A 14,135-nucleotide genomic window follows, 5' to 3' on the forward strand; every position below is an offset into this window, starting at 1 on the left:
AACAGTGCCGGTCATCGCAGGTCGGCCTCCTCGGCCCGGACGACCCACTCGCCGAAACGCTCGCCTTCGGTGCGTTCCTTGACGAAGTTGCGCACCACCCGCTCGATGTAGTCGCCGAGCTCGGCGCTGGTGACCTTGTGCTGGCGCAGTTTGCGCCCGAACTTCGCGTCGAAGCCCAGCGCACCGCCGAGGTGCACCTGGAATCCCTCGACCTGGTTGCCCTCACCGTCGTCGACGAGCTGGCCCTTGAAGCCGATGTCGGCGATCTGGGAGCGCGCGCACGAGTTGGGGCAGCCGTTGATGTTGATCGTGACCGGAACGTCGAGCTGCGCGTTGATGTCGGCGAGCCGCTCCTCGAGTTCGGGCACCAGGGCCTGCGAACGCTTGCGCGTCTCGACGAAGGACAGCTTGCAGAACTCGATTCCCGTGCAGGCCATGAGGTTCTTGCGCCACGGCGACGGCGAGGCCGGCAGGCCCAGCGCCTCGAGCTCGGTGACGAGCTGCTCGATCTTGTCGTCGGCGACGTCGAGCACGATGAGCTTCTGGTAGGGCGTGAACCGGATCCGGTCGGAGCCGGCACGCTCGGCGGCGTCGGCCACCGCGGACAGGATCGTGCCCGAGACACGGCCGGCGATCGGGGCGACACCCACGGCGTTGAGGCCGTTGCGCAGCTTCTGGACGCCGACGTGGTCGATCGGACGCTCGGGAGCGGCCGGGGCCGGACCGTCGATCAGCGGACGCTTCAGGTACTCGGTCTCGAGCACCTCGCGGAACTTCTCGATGCCCCAGTCCTTGATGAGGAACTTCAGGCGCGCCTTGGACCGCAGCCGGCGGTAGCCGTAGTCGCGGAAGATCGCAACGACGCCTTCCCACACGTCGGCGACCTCGTGCAACGGAACCCACGCGCCGACCCGCTGCGCGAGCATCGGGTTGGTGGACAGACCGCCGCCGACCCACAGGTCGAAACCGGGGCCGTGCTCGGGGTGCTCGACGCCGATGAAGGCGACGTCGTTGATCTCGTGCACGACGTCCTGCTGGCCGGAGATCGCGGTCTTGAACTTGCGCGGCAGGTTCGAGTATTCGGGGTTGCCGATGTAGCGGCGCACGATTTCGTCGATCGCCGGGGTGCCGTCGATGATCTCGTCGAGCGACTCACCGGCGAGCGGCGAACCGAGGACGACGCGGGGGCAGTCGCCGCACGCTTCGGTGGTCTTCAGACCGACCGATTCGAGGCGCCGCCAGATCTCCGGGACGTTCTCGACCTCGATCCAGTGGTACTGGACGTTCTCGCGGTCGGACAGGTCGGCGGTGTCGCGGCCGAACTCGGTGGAGATACCGGCGATCGTCCGCAGCTGGGCCACATTCAGGGCACCGGCGTCGCAGCGCACCCGCATCATGAAGTACTTCGCCTCGAGCAGGTCGATGTTCTCGTCACCGGTGTAGGTGCCGTCGTAACCCTGCTCCCGCTGGGTGTACAGACCCCACCAGCGGAACCGGCCGCGCAGGTCGCTCTTGTCGATTCCGTCGAAACCGGTGTGCGCGTAGATGTCCTCGATACGCCGACGGACGTTGAGCGGATTGTCGTCCTTCTTCGCCTGCTCGTTCGCGTTGAGCGGCTCCCGGTAACCGAGGGCCCACTGTCCCTCGGCGCGGCGCTTGGCAGGTCGCGCAGCGCGGCGTGCGGGCTTGGCCGACTCGTCGGCGGGAGTGACGTCGGTGGTCGACGACATACAGGGTCTCCTGATATTCGCTGGAACCGGATCGACGAGCGCAGGAGGGGGCTGAACCTCGTGCACGCATGCTTCGACCCGGCGGGATCTGGGATGTGCCGGGGAGTGCCGACTACGAACAGTCGGCGCAGAGACAAGCGGCGCAAGGCAGACAACAGGACGCGCAGACGCGCTTGAAGTCGACGTGGCGTCGCGCCACGAGTCGCACTCCGGGTCCTGTCATGCCGACCATTGTGCCATGTCACCGGGGCGATTCCGAATTGCGGCCGGTATTTCCACCCAATTTTCGGGAAATGTCGAGGTAGCGGGCTCGCGCGCGAAGGCACCCCGCGGGTCTCTGGAAGACTGGGGGTCGTGAACACCACGGAGATCGGTCGACGCACCGGCACGGAAATCGGTATCGCGGGTCGTCCGGCCGGTCTCGAACTTCCCGCTCCGGCGCTCGCCGGGGTGGGGACGCGACCGTTCGGCGTGTACGTGCACGTGCCCTTCTGCGCGACCCGCTGCGGCTACTGCGACTTCAACACCTACACGGCCGGTGAGCTCGGCAGCGCCGCCTCGCCGCAGTCCTGGCTCGAGGGCCTGCGCCGCGAACTCGATGCGGGCGCCCGGTTGCTCTCGGACGGCGGACGACGGGCCCCCGCCGCCGAGACGGTCTTCGTCGGTGGTGGTACCCCGTCGCTGCTCGGCGCGGACGGGCTCGCGCAGGTGCTCGATGCGGTCCGCGACTCGTTCGGGCTCGCACCCGGCGCCGAGGTGACCACCGAATCCAACCCCGAGTCGACCTCCACGCCGTTCTTCTCGGCCATCCGGGAGGCCGGATACACCCGCCTGTCGCTGGGCATGCAGTCCGCGGCACCGCACGTGCTGGCGGTTCTGGACCGCACCCACACACCGGGGCGGCCGGTCGCGGCGGCGAAGGAAGCGCGCGCGGCCGGGTTCGAGCACGTCAACCTCGATCTGATCTACGGCACACCGGGCGAGCGCGACGCCGACCTCGACGCCTCCCTCGACGCGGTGCTCGAGGCAGGCGTCGACCACGTCTCGGCGTACGCGCTCATCGTCGAGGACGGCACCGCGCTCGCTCGCCGTGTGCGTCGAGGCGAGCTGCCCGCCCCCGACGACGACGTACTCGCCGCGCGCTACGAGCGGATCGACGCGCGACTCGCCGAGGCGGGTATGACCTGGTACGAGGTGTCGAACTGGGCGAAGGCGGACGACCCGTCGGCCCGCTGCGCGCACAACCTCGGCTACTGGGACGGTGGCGACTGGTGGGGCGCCGGACCGGGGGCGCACAGCCACGTCGGCGGTGTGCGCTGGTGGAACGTCAAGCACCCCGCCCGCTACGCGTCGACCCTCGCCGACGGAGTCCTGCCCGTGGCGGGCAGCGAACACCTCACGGCCGAGGACCGGCACACCGAACTCGTGATGCTCACCGTCCGGCTGCGGACGGGTCTGCCGCTCTCGGAGCTCGACGACGGGGAACGAGACGCCGCGCGCACGGTCGTCGCCGACGGGCTGGCGGTGCTGTGCGACGAGCATCTCGTGCTGACCGACCGGGGGCGTCTGCTCGCCGACGCGGTCGTGCGCACCGTCCTGCTCGGAGCGGACTAGTTCAGGGCCGCTCGGGCAGTGGCAGATCGGGCAGCGACGGCTCGTCGAGCCTGCGCGCACGGTCGTCGGACGACGTATCGCCGGACGGGATGAGAGCGTCGTACTCGAACACCCGGACGTGCAGCACCGGCCGGTTCCGCAGCGCGGACTGCACCGCCCGGTGGAGTCCGTCCTCGAGATACAGCACGCCCTGCCACTGGACGGCGTGTGGGAACAGATCGCCGTAGAAGGTCGAATCCTCCGACAAAAGCCGGTCGAGTTCGAGAACCTTCGTGGTCGTGACGATCTCGTCGAGGCGCACCTGACGGGGCGGAATCCTCGACCAGTCGCGCAGAGACAGTCCGTGATCGGGATACGGCTTGCCGTCCCGGACGCCCTTGAAGATCATGCGAACACATTACGGGGGCCACACTGCCGGCGTCGCGCCCGGTGCCGGGGTGGCGTCGCGCACGTGCCCGGCACCTGCACGGTGCTCGCGCGATTAGACTGGCAGGGTACGGCCCCGAGAGGTGCGGTCCTGCAGGCGGCGGAAACGGAGGTGGCGGGTTGTCGAGTACCGAGGAGCGGAGATTCAAGGTCTTGCGCGCCATCGTGGCGGATTATGTGTCCACCAAGGAGCCGATCGGCTCCAAGACTCTCGTCGACCGGCACAATCTCGGTGTATCCAGCGCCACGGTCCGCAACGACATGGCTGTGCTCGAAGCCGAGGGATACATCACACAGACCCACACGAGTTCCGGGCGCGTACCCACCGACAAGGGATACCGCCAGTTCGTCGACAGGATCGCCGAGGTCAAGCCGCTCTCCTCGGCCGAGCGTCGCGCGATCCTGCAGTTCCTCGAATCCGGCGTCGACCTCGACGATGTGCTGCGACGCGCGGTGCGGCTGCTCGCACAACTCACCCGTCAGGTCGCGGTCGTGCAGTATCCGACGCTCTCGGCGTCGTCCGTGCGACACCTCGAGGTGGTCGGGCTGACACCGGCGCGGCTGCTGCTCGTGCTCATCACCGATTCGGGTCGCGTGGATCAGCGGATCGTCGAACTCGGCGACGTGATCGACGAGGACGGCCTGTCGCGGCTGCGTGAGCTGCTCGGCGGGGCACTGGCCGGCAAGCGGCTCGCTGCCGCGTCCGTCGCGGTCACCGAGCTCGCCGACAACGCACCGGAGGACCTGCGCGACGCGCTCATCCGGTGCACCACGGTGCTGGTGGAAACCCTCGTCGAGCACCCCGAGGAACGCCTCGTGCTCGGCGGCACCGCCAACCTCACCCGCAACGCCGCGGACTTCGACGGCCACGGGATGGTGCCGGGATCGTTGCGCACGGTCCTCGAAGCGCTGGAGGAACAGGTCGTGGTGCTGAAGCTGCTCGCGTCCAGCCAGGACGCCGGCCGGGTCACCGTCCGCATCGGTGAGGAGACCCAGTTCGAGGAGATGCGCACCACCTCCGTCGTGTCCACCGGTTACGGTGCCGCGGGTACGGTCTTCGGTGGTCTGGGAGTGCTCGGCCCCACCCGGATGGACTATCCGGGAACCATCGCATCGGTCGCCACCGTTGCGAGATATATCGGTGAGGTGCTCGGCGAACGCTGAGCACCGTCCATTTTCTGTGTAGAACGAAGTAAGGACGAGAACCAAACGTGGCACGGGACTACTACGGGACGCTCGGCGTGTCCAAGAACGCGACCGACCAGGAGATCAAACGGGCGTACCGCAAGTTGGCGCGCGAGCACCACCCCGACGTGAACCCAGACGAGTCGGCGCAGAAGCGTTTCCAGGAGATCTCGGCCGCCTACGAGGTGCTGTCGGATCCCGAGAAACGACGCATCGTCGACCTCGGCGGCGATCCGCTCGAACCCGGTGGCGGCGGCGCCGGTGGCTTCGGTGGCGCCGGTTTCGGTGGCGGACTCGGCGACGTCTTCGAGGCGTTCTTCGGTGGCGGAGCAGGCGGATCCCGCGGTCCTCGCGGCCGCGTCCAGCCCGGCGCCGACTCGCTGCTCCGCACCCGACTGACCCTCGAGGAATGCGCCCGCGGCGTCACCAAGACGGTCACCGTCGACACCGCGATCCTGTGCGACTCGTGCACCGGCTCCGGTACCCACGGCGACTCGAAGCCCGTGCGATGCGAGACCTGCGGCGGTGCCGGTGAGGTCCAGTCGGTACAGCGCTCCTTCCTCGGCCAGGTCATGACGTCCCGGCCCTGCCCGACCTGCCGGGGTGTCGGTGAGACCATCCCGGATCCCTGCCGCAAGTGCGGCGGCGACGGTCGCGTGCGCGCCCGCCGCGAGATCACCGTCAAGGTGCCTGCCGGTGTGGGCAACGGCATGCGCATCCGCCTCGCGGCCCAGGGCGAGGTCGGCCCCGGCGGCGGTCCCGCGGGCGATCTCTACGTCGAGGTGCTCGAACAGCAGCACGAGGTCTTCGTCCGCGACGGTGACGACCTGCACTGCACCATCCGGGTGCCCATGGTCGATGCGGCGCTCGGCACCAAGGTGACGGTCGACACGATCCTCGACGGCCCCACCGAGATCACCGTCGATCCCGGCACCCAGCCCGGTTCGGTCTCGGTGCTGCGCGGTCACGGCATGCCGAAGCTGCGGTCGGGCACGCGCGGCGACCTGCACGCCCATCTCGAGGTCGTGGTGCCCACCCGGATCGATCACAAGCAGACCAAGCTGCTCGAGGATCTGCGCCGGCACAGCGACCGCGAGCGTGTCGAGGTCGTGACGACCGGTTCGCAGAACTCCGGCGGCCTGTTCTCGCGTCTGCGCGACGCGTTCAGCGCCCGCTAGGTCCGTCGGGTGGCCGCGACACTGTTCTACCTCGACCCGTTGCCCGCCGAAGGGCGGACAGCGGTGCTCGACGGCAAGGAGGGCCGCCACGCCGCCACGGTGCGCCGCATCGCGGTCGGTGAACGGCTCGTGTTGTCCGACGGTGCGGGTGAGGTCGCCGACGTCGAAGTCACCGCGGTGGCGAAGGATCGGCTCGAAGCCGTCGTGCTCGGTCGTCGTGTCGTCGACCCGCCGCGTCCGAGCGTGACCGTCGTGCAGGCGTTGCCGAAGTCGGACCGGTCCGAACTCGCCGTCGAACTGGCCACCGAGGCCGGGGCCGACGAGTTCGTGCCGTGGCAGTCGGCGCGTTGTGTCGCTCGATGGGATGCCAAGGCGGACAAGGGTGTTGCAAAGTGGCAGGCGGTCGCGACCTCGGCGGCCAAGCAGTCGCGGCGCGCGCGTGTGCCCACGGTCGACGCGTTGCACCGCACCCCCGAGGTCGTCGCCCGCGTCCGGTCGGCCGTCGAGCGCGGCGACGTCGTCGCGGTGCTGCACGAATCCGCGACCACACCTTTCGCCGACCTGCCGGTGCGCGACGCCGATTCGCTGACTCTGATCGTCGGTCCCGAAGGCGGACTCGACGACGCGGAGGTCCACGCCCTCGTCGACGTGGGGGCGGTGGCAGTCGGCCTCGGCCCCACGGTGCTGCGTACCTCGACCGCGGCGGCAGTCGCACTCGGAGCGATCGGCGTGCTCACCGACCGGTGGCGCACCCGGCCCCTGCACTGAAGGAATTCCTCTTGGCTCGTACGAAAATCGCGTATGGCCCCCACTCGCAGCAGTTCGGGCACGTCTTCCTGCCCGACCCCGAGACGGTGACGGGGCCCGTTCCCGTCGTCATGGTCGTCCACGGGGGGTCGTGGCACGGTCGCTACCAGCTCACCCTGGGCACGGCGCTCGCCGTCGACCTCGCCCGTCGCGGTGTGGTGGCGTGGAACGTCGAGTACCGACGCCTCGAGGCCGGGGGCGCGTGGGACGAGATGTCCGCGGACGTGGTCGCGGCGTTCGAGACGATCTTCACCGAGGTCGTTCCGCACGCGCAGCGCGCCGGCATCGAGGTCGACGTCGACCGTGTCCGGCTCGTCGGTCACTCGGCGGGAGGTCAGCTGGCGGTGTGGCTCGCCGGTGAGAACACGTCGGTGCGGCCTGAATTCGTGGTCTCGCAGGCAGGAGCACTCGACCTCGTCACGGCCGGGGAGCGAGGTCGCCGTGTGCAGGCGTTCGAGGCGCTCTTCGGTGCGTCCTACGCGGATGCGCCGGAGCGCTACCGCTCGGCCTCACCCACGCACCGGGTGCCGATCGGTGTGCCGGTCGCGGTGCTGCACGGCACCACCGACGAGCAGGTTCCGGTGAGCGTCGCGCACCGCTACGCCGGGGCGGCCGCGACAGCGGGGGATCCGGTGTCGCTGGAACTGGTCGACGGAGACGACCACGTCGCCTTCCTGAACCGCACGACTCGCTCCTGGGAGCGATCTCTCGAACTGCTCACCGCTCCGTCAGTCGCCGACCTCGGCATCGCTGCGGGAGCGGGCGCGGAGTCCGCGGGGGAGTAGCGCCGTGACCGTCGCGGCGCCGAGGAGCAGGACGATGCCGGCGACGAGACTCGCGGACGAGATCGCCTGCGCGAACGCCGCGGACGACGCGTCGAGCAGAGGCTGGGCGTACGACGCCGCGAACGGATTGGCCGCGAGTTCCTCCGCGACAATCGCCGCGCCGCCCACCGAGTCGCCGGACGCCTCGATGGCCATCGCCGCCTGATCGGCCATCGGGCCCGTCAGATCCGCCAACGGCAATCCGTCGAGGAAACCGGAGATCTCGCGGTGATAGGTGGTCGCGAGGATCGAGCCGAGCACGGCGATGCCCAGCGAGCCGCCGAATTCCACTGCGGTGTCGTTCAATCCGCCCGCCGCTCCGAGATCCGAGTCGGGGAAGCCGCCCATGATGAGGTCGGTGGACGGTGGTGTGGCCAGGCCGATGCCCAGTCCCAGCAGCAGCAACGAGATCAGGAAGGGCGTGAAACCGGAGCCGGTGTCCGTGACGGTGAGGGCGAGGATGCCTGCCGCGGCGGCGATCATGCCCGCGCCGACGAGGATCCGCGCGCCCAGGCGAGGGGCGAGCCGGCCGCTCAGCGCCGCACCCAGCGAGACCGTCACCGCAAGCGGGAGCAGACGCAGACCCGTCTCGAGTGGGCCGTAGCCCAGCACGAACTGGAACTGCTGGGCGACGAAGTAGATGGCTCCGAACGCGACGAGGAAGAGCAACAGCACCGCGACGCACGCCCCGCCGACGGTCCGGTCCGCGACGCGGTGCAGATCCAGCAGCGGCCGGGGATGGCGCAGTTCCCATACGACGAAGAGAACCGCGGCGACCACCGAACCGACCGTGGTCGCGATCACCTCGGTGCCCCAACCGAAGTGGAAGCCTTCGATGATCGCGTAGACGATCCCACCGAGGGCGAGGACCGACAGTGCGCCGCCGATCCAATCGGTGCGGGTGAGATCGTCCGCCTTCGATGCGGGTACGAGGATCACGGCCGCGATCGCGGCGAACGCCGCGATCGGCACGTTGATGAGGAAGGTCGACCCCCACGAGTTCGATTCGAGGAGCCATCCGGCGAGCAGGGGGCCGAGGGCGATGGCAAGGCCCGAGGTGGCCGCCCAGGCCGCGATCGCCCGGGCACGCTCGCGCACGGGGAACATCGCGACGAGCAACGACAGGGTCGCGGGCATGATGACGGCGGCGCCCACACCCATGACGATGCGCGCGACGATCACGTCGGCCGCGCTGTCGGCGAGCGATCCGTACACCGCGCCGACGGCGAACGCCGCGAGGCCCGCCAGCAGCGCGCGTCGTCGCCCGTACCGGTCGCCGAGCACGCCGAACAGCAGCATCAGCGCGGCGTAGGGGACGGTGTAGCCGTCGATGATCCACTGCATGTCGGCGCTGGTGAGCTGCAGGTCGCGCAGCATTCCGGGCGCGGCGACGATGAGTGAGGTGTTCGCCATCACGACGATGAGCAGGCTCAGGCACAGCACCGCGAGTCCTGCCCAGCGCAGCCGGTAAGGTTCCTTCGCTGCGCTCCCTCCTGATCGAATGACAGCAGTGGTCATCAGGCTCTCCTCGGGGTGCTGGATGGGCTGGGGCCGAGCCCCGTTCTGCACGGTGCTGTGCAAGTTACGCAGCTGCACACCTGTGTGCAACTAGAATGAAAGACAGATCACATTCGGCAGGAAAAGGACGATGAACGTGGAGAACTCGGTCACCCGACCGCGAACCCGATTCACTGCGAACCGCATGCGCATACTCGACGCGGCGGTGACCTGTTTCGCCACCGACTTCGACGCGAGCATGGACGATGTCGCGAAGGCCGCGGGCGTGGTCCGCCGCACGGTGTACGCGCACTTCCCCAATCGGGAAGCGCTCGTCGAGGGGATCGTCGAGGACGCCTCGACCGCGCTCGCCGAGGCCCTCGACCATCCCGAGCCGGAGGACCCCGCGGTCGCGCTCGCGGTGGAGGCCCTGCGGACCTGGCCGATCGGCGACCGCTACCGCGTGCTGCTCTCGTTCGCGCGCAAGGAGGTGGGAGAGCAACGCATCGCCGAGTTGGTCGCGCCGGTGCGCTCACGTGTCCTGGGGCACGTCGAACGTGGCCTCGCGCAGGGGCAGTTCTCCGGCTACCTTCCGGCGCCGGTGCTGGTCGGGATGATGGAAGGACTGACGATGGCCACGCTCGAGCAGGCCAATCTCGGTCTGGTCGACGACTCCGGCGACACCATCGTTCTGGGCAACCTCGTGCTGGCCGGGGTCTCGCCCGACCGGGCGCCGGGCGTCCTCGCAGAGGCGCGGCGATGGCTCATGGCCGCGGCGCGCCAGAGGCTCACGGAGGCCACCTCGGGCGACGGCGGTACCGAACCCCGGTGAAACGCACTGTTGCGGGAGGGTACGCCGCGCCCGGCGCTAGACTGGCACGAACACGACGACCGTCGTGCAGGAGCCGAACCGAAAGCAGGACGTACCGTCCACGTGAGTGAACCAGACCGACCCCACGAGCCCGCCGAACTCGAACCGACCACAGTCAAATCGAGCCTGGACCTCCCGTCGGAGGCCACAGCGCCGCTGCTCGGAGCCGCGGACGAGAATTTGATCGCCCTCGAGGCCCTCCTGGTGGCGGATATCCACGTACGGGGCAACACCGTCACGCTGACCGGCGCACCCGCCGACGTCGCTCTCGCCGAACGCGCGCTCGCCGAACTCGTCACCCTCGTCCGACGCGGTCAGCCGCTCGCCCCCGACGCCGTGCGTCGCACCGTGGGCATGCTCACCCAGGGGCTCTCCGAGTCGCCGGCCGACGTCCTCAGCCTCGACATCCTGTCGCGGCGCGGGAAGACGATCCGGCCCAAGACCCTGAATCAGAAGCGGTACGTCGACGCCATCGATGCCCACACCATCGTCTTCGGTATCGGTCCCGCCGGCACGGGTAAGACCTATCTCGCCATGGCGAAGGCGGTGCAGGCGCTGCAGACCAAGCAGGTCAACCGCATCATCCTCACCCGACCCGCCGTCGAGGCCGGGGAACGACTCGGATTCCTGCCGGGCACCCTGTACGAGAAGATCGACCCCTATCTGCGTCCGCTGCACGACGCGCTGCACGACATGATGGACCCCGAGGCCATCCCGAAGCTCATGCAGGCCGGGGTGATCGAGGTCGCACCCCTGGCATTCATGCGGGGCCGGACGCTCAACGACGCTTTCATCATCCTCGACGAGGCGCAGAACACCACGGCCGAGCAGATGAAGATGTTCCTCACGCGCCTGGGCTTCGGATCCAAGATCGTCGTGACCGGCGACATCACCCAGATCGACCTGCCCGGTGGTGCCCGTTCGGGTCTCGCCGCCGCCACCGAGATCCTCGACGGGATCGACGACATCCACATCGCGCGACTCGACAGCAGCGACGTCGTGCGGCACCGGCTCGTCTCCGACATCGTCGACGCCTACAGCCGCTTCGAGGCCGGCCGCGACGGTGACGCGATCTCCGGCAACCGCGCCCAGCGTCGCGCGCAGCGGGTGCAGCGTCGATGAACACCCTTGCAGATCAACCGAATATCGTCGTGCAGAAGGAACTCCAGTCATGAGCATCGAGATCTCGAACGAATCGGGCATGGACGTCTCGGAGGAGGAACTCCTCGACGTCGCTCGCTTCGTGATCGCCCGGATGGATGTGCATCCGGCGGCGGAGTTGTCGATGGTGCTTGTGGACCTCGACACCATGGCCGATCTGCACGTGCGATGGATGGACCTGCCCGGCCCCACCGACGTGATGTCGTTCCCCATGGACGAACTCGAACCCGGCGGACGTCCCGACGCCCCCGAGCCGGGCCCGTCGATGCTCGGCGACATCGTGCTGTGTCCGCAGTTCGCGGCAGACCAGGCGGCCGAGGCCGGTCATCCGGTGGCGCACGAACTCGCGCTGCTCACCGTGCACGGCATGCTCCACCTCCTCGGCTACGACCACGCCGAACCGGAGGAGGAGAAGGAGATGTTCGGTCTACAGAACCAGCTCCTCGCCGAGTGGTACGAGGAGATCCGCCGCGCCGAGCAGGAGGCACGTCTCGCCGCCCGCGACCGCAAGCTGCTGGGCAAGGCCGGTTTCGTCGACACCCCCGAATCATGAGCGGCGACAGTACGAACCGACCTGATCGGACGACGCCGACGGGGGGAGTGACGGCCGCGTGAGTACCGTACCCCTCGTCGTCCTGGCAGTCGTCCTGGTGGTACTCGGCGGTCTGTTCGCCGCCGTCGATTCCGCCCTGAACACCGTATCCGCTGCGCGCGCCGAGGAACTCGCGAAGGAGCGTCGCCCCAGTGCACGGCGGCTGCTCGGCCTGCTCGACGATCGGCCCCGCTACGTCAATCTGACGGTGCTGCTGCGGATCCTCTGCGAGATCACCGCCACCGTGGTGCTCGTCGGTGCGCTGCTCGCTGTTCTCGACCGGACGTGGGCGCTCGTGGTGGGCGCCGCGGTGATGGTGATCGTCGACTACGTCGTGATCGGCGTCGGCCCTCGCACTCTCGGACGCCAGCACGCCTACCCGATCGCGCTCGCGGCCACCGGTCCGTTGCGGATCCTCGGTGTCCTGCTCGGTCCGATCAGCCGGATCCTCATCGCCGTGGGTAACGCCGTCACACCCGGCCGCGGTTTCCGGAACGGTCCGTTCGCCAACGAGATCGAGCTGCGCGAACTGGTCGATCTCGCGCAGGAGAGCGGGGTCGTGGCCGACGAGGAACGCCGGATGATCCAGTCGGTGTTCGATTTCGGCGACACCACGGCCCGCGAGATCATGGTTCCGCGTCCCGAGATGGTGTGGATCGAGGAGACCAAGACGGCCGGTCAGGCCACCTCGCTCGCGGTCCGCAGCGGGCACTCCCGGATCCCGGTGATCGGCGAGAACGTCGACGACATCCGCGGTGTCGTCTACCTCAAGGACCTCGTCAAGCAGACCTACTATCACCGCGACGGTGGGCGCAGCGTCTCGGTGGCCGACGTCATGCGACCGGCGGTGTTCGTGCCGGATTCGAAACGCCTCGACGATCTGCTTGCCGACATGCAGCGCGACCGCAACCACATGGCGGTGCTCGTCGACGAATACGGCGGCATCGCAGGCCTGGTGACGATCGAGGACGTCATCGAGGAGATCGTCGGTGAGATCGCCGACGAGTACGACACCGGGGAGATCCCCGACGTCGAGGATCTCGGCGACGACACCTACCGGGTCTCGGCGCGACTGCCCGTCGAGGATCTCGGCGAACTGTTCGACATCGACATCGAGGACGACGAGGTCGACACGGTCGGCGGACTCCTCGGCTACGAGCTCGGCCGAGTTCCTCTGCCGGGCGCGGAGGTACGAACCCACGGCCTGCTGCTCCGCGGTGAGGGCGGACCGGACGTCCGCGGCCGCGTGCGCGTGAGCACCGTCCACGTGGAACGGGTGACACCCGACGAAGAACACAGCGATACCGATACGGCCACGACCGAGGAGCATGCATGACCGACACCGACTTCCGTTCCGGCTTCATCTGTTTCGTCGGCCGGCCCAACACCGGGAAGTCGACGCTCACGAATGCGCTCGTCGGCAGCAAGATCGCGATCACCTCGTCGCGTCCGCAGACCACCCGCCACACCATCCGCGGTATCGTCCACCGCGACAACGCCCAGCTCATCCTGGTCGATACCCCGGGACTGCACCGTCCGCGCACCCTGCTCGGACAGCGGCTGAACGATCTGGTGCAGGACACCTACTCCGAGGTCGACGCGATCGGCATGTGTTTCCCCGCCGACGAGAAGATCGGCCCCGGCGACCGCTGGATCCTCGACCAGGTGCGGCACATGGCGCCGAAGACCCCGGTCGTCGGCATCGTGACGAAGATCGACAAGGTGGGCAAACAGCAGGTCGCGGCGCAGTTGCTCGCCGTGTCGAAGTTGCTCGGCGAGGACTGCGAGGTGGTGCCCGTCTCGGCCACCTCGGGTGAGCAGGTCGAGGTCCTCATCGACGTCCTCGTCTCGCACATGGAACCCGGTCCGGCCTTCTATCCCGATGGCGAGCTCACCGACGAGCCGGAGGAAACCCTGATGGCCGAGCTCATCCGCGAGGCCGCGCTCGAAGGTCTCGGCGACGAGCTGCCGCACTCGCTCGCGGTCGTCATCGAGGAGATCACGGAACGTGAGGGCCGCACCGAGAAGCAGGGCGAGATGCTCGACGTGCACGCCCTGCTCTACGTCGAGCGGCCGAGTCAGAAGGGCATCGTCATCGGCAAGGGGGGCGCGCGGCTACGCGAGGTGGGCACCGCCGCGCGCAGCCAGATCGAGAAGCTCCTCGGCGTGAAGATCTATCTCGATCTGCACGTGAAGGTCGCGAAGGATTGGCAGCGCGATCCCAAACAGCTGGGCCGTCTGGGATTCTGA

13 protein-coding genes are annotated in these 14,135 nt (G+C 68.7%); 10 read left to right on the forward strand and 3 right to left on the reverse strand.

The window, feature by feature from the left end; genetic code table 11:
* Positions 1–11: 11 nt before the first annotated feature.
* Entirely contained in the window at positions 12–1,730 is a 1,719-nt protein-coding gene (locus tag GON09_RS02370) for a nitrite/sulfite reductase (RefSeq protein WP_213930437.1), read from the reverse strand.
* 393 nt (positions 1,731–2,123) lie between these two features.
* Here GON09_RS02370 and hemW point away from each other — a divergent pair, with 393 nt between their 5' ends.
* Complete coding sequence (hemW, locus tag GON09_RS02375) at positions 2,124–3,344, forward strand: radical SAM family heme chaperone HemW (protein WP_307854494.1); 1,221 nt, start codon at positions 2,124–2,126, stop codon at positions 3,342–3,344.
* 1 nt (position 3,345) lies between these two features.
* Here the strand turns inward: hemW and GON09_RS02380 are convergent, their stop codons facing one another.
* Entirely contained in the window at positions 3,346–3,732 is a 387-nt protein-coding gene (locus GON09_RS02380; RefSeq protein WP_244865352.1) for a type II toxin-antitoxin system VapB family antitoxin, read from the reverse strand.
* A gap of 158 nt (positions 3,733–3,890) precedes the next feature.
* On the opposite strand from GON09_RS02380, the gene hrcA reads away from it, so the two are divergent.
* From hrcA to GON09_RS02400, 4 genes are read left to right on the forward strand one after another with little or no spacing between them, the layout of a single operon-like run.
* Positions 3,891–4,934, forward strand: coding sequence for a heat-inducible transcriptional repressor HrcA (gene hrcA, locus GON09_RS02385; RefSeq protein WP_213930438.1), 1,044 nt, complete (start codon positions 3,891–3,893; stop codon positions 4,932–4,934).
* Between the two features lie 47 nt (positions 4,935–4,981).
* A complete protein-coding gene (dnaJ, locus tag GON09_RS02390; protein WP_213930439.1) occupies positions 4,982–6,133 on the forward strand; it encodes a molecular chaperone DnaJ in 1,152 nt (383 codons plus the stop codon).
* Between the two features lie 9 nt (positions 6,134–6,142).
* On the forward strand, positions 6,143–6,901 hold the full coding sequence (locus GON09_RS02395) for a 16S rRNA (uracil(1498)-N(3))-methyltransferase (RefSeq protein WP_213930440.1): 759 nt from the start codon (positions 6,143–6,145) through the stop codon (positions 6,899–6,901).
* Positions 6,902–6,912: 11 nt separating this feature from the next.
* Positions 6,913–7,725 (forward strand): alpha/beta hydrolase family protein, encoded by an 813-nt coding sequence (locus tag GON09_RS02400; RefSeq protein ID WP_213930441.1) that lies wholly within the window; start codon positions 6,913–6,915, stop codon positions 7,723–7,725.
* Here the strand turns inward: GON09_RS02400 and GON09_RS02405 are convergent.
* Entirely contained in the window at positions 7,669–9,282 is a 1,614-nt protein-coding gene (locus GON09_RS02405) for an MFS transporter (protein ID WP_213930442.1), read from the reverse strand. The genes GON09_RS02400 and GON09_RS02405 overlap by 57 nt on opposite strands.
* A 130-nt stretch (positions 9,283–9,412) precedes the next feature.
* On the opposite strand from GON09_RS02405, the gene GON09_RS02410 reads away from it, so the two are divergent.
* The 5 genes from GON09_RS02410 (at position 9,413) to era (ending at position 14,135) form a co-directional block, all read left to right on the forward strand.
* Positions 9,413–10,093, forward strand: coding sequence for a TetR/AcrR family transcriptional regulator (locus GON09_RS02410; protein WP_244865353.1), 681 nt, complete (start codon positions 9,413–9,415; stop codon positions 10,091–10,093).
* A 102-nt stretch (positions 10,094–10,195) separates the two neighbouring features.
* Positions 10,196–11,254 carry a PhoH family protein gene (locus GON09_RS02415; protein ID WP_213930443.1) on the forward strand — a complete coding sequence of 353 codons (1,059 nt, stop codon included), beginning with the start codon at positions 10,196–10,198 and terminating at the stop codon, positions 11,252–11,254.
* Between the two features lie 49 nt (positions 11,255–11,303).
* The gene (gene ybeY / locus GON09_RS02420) at positions 11,304–11,846 is read left to right on the forward strand and encodes an rRNA maturation RNase YbeY (RefSeq protein ID WP_213930444.1); all 543 of its coding nucleotides are present in this window, start codon (positions 11,304–11,306) and stop codon (positions 11,844–11,846) included.
* Between the two features lie 58 nt (positions 11,847–11,904).
* On the forward strand, positions 11,905–13,221 hold the full coding sequence (locus tag GON09_RS02425) for a hemolysin family protein (protein ID WP_213930445.1): 1,317 nt from the start codon (positions 11,905–11,907) through the stop codon (positions 13,219–13,221).
* Entirely contained in the window at positions 13,218–14,135 is a 918-nt protein-coding gene (era, locus tag GON09_RS02430) for a GTPase Era (RefSeq protein ID WP_213930446.1), read from the forward strand. The genes GON09_RS02425 and era overlap by 4 nt, the downstream gene beginning before the upstream one ends.

The organism is Rhodococcus sp. B50, assembly GCF_013602415.1.
In the GTDB taxonomy this organism is placed as follows: domain Bacteria; phylum Actinomycetota; class Actinomycetes; order Mycobacteriales; family Mycobacteriaceae; genus Rhodococcus.

Excerpts from the sequence above, each read along its gene's own strand:
- GON09_RS02380 (WP_244865352.1), bottom strand. The coding sequence starts at position 3,732 with ATGATCTTCAAGGGCGTCCGGGACGGCAAGCCGTATCCCGATCACGGA.
- era (WP_213930446.1), top strand. The coding sequence starts at position 13,218 with ATGACCGACACCGACTTCCGTTCCGGCTTCATCTGTTTCGTCGGCCGG.
- GON09_RS02370 (WP_213930437.1), bottom strand. The coding sequence starts at position 1,730 with ATGTCGTCGACCACCGACGTCACTCCCGCCGACGAGTCGGCCAAGCCC.
- GON09_RS02410 (WP_244865353.1), top strand. The coding sequence starts at position 9,413 with ATGAACGTGGAGAACTCGGTCACCCGACCGCGAACCCGATTCACTGCG.
- ybeY (WP_213930444.1), top strand. The coding sequence starts at position 11,304 with ATGAGCATCGAGATCTCGAACGAATCGGGCATGGACGTCTCGGAGGAG.
- GON09_RS02405 (WP_213930442.1), bottom strand. The coding sequence starts at position 9,282 with ATGACCACTGCTGTCATTCGATCAGGAGGGAGCGCAGCGAAGGAACCT.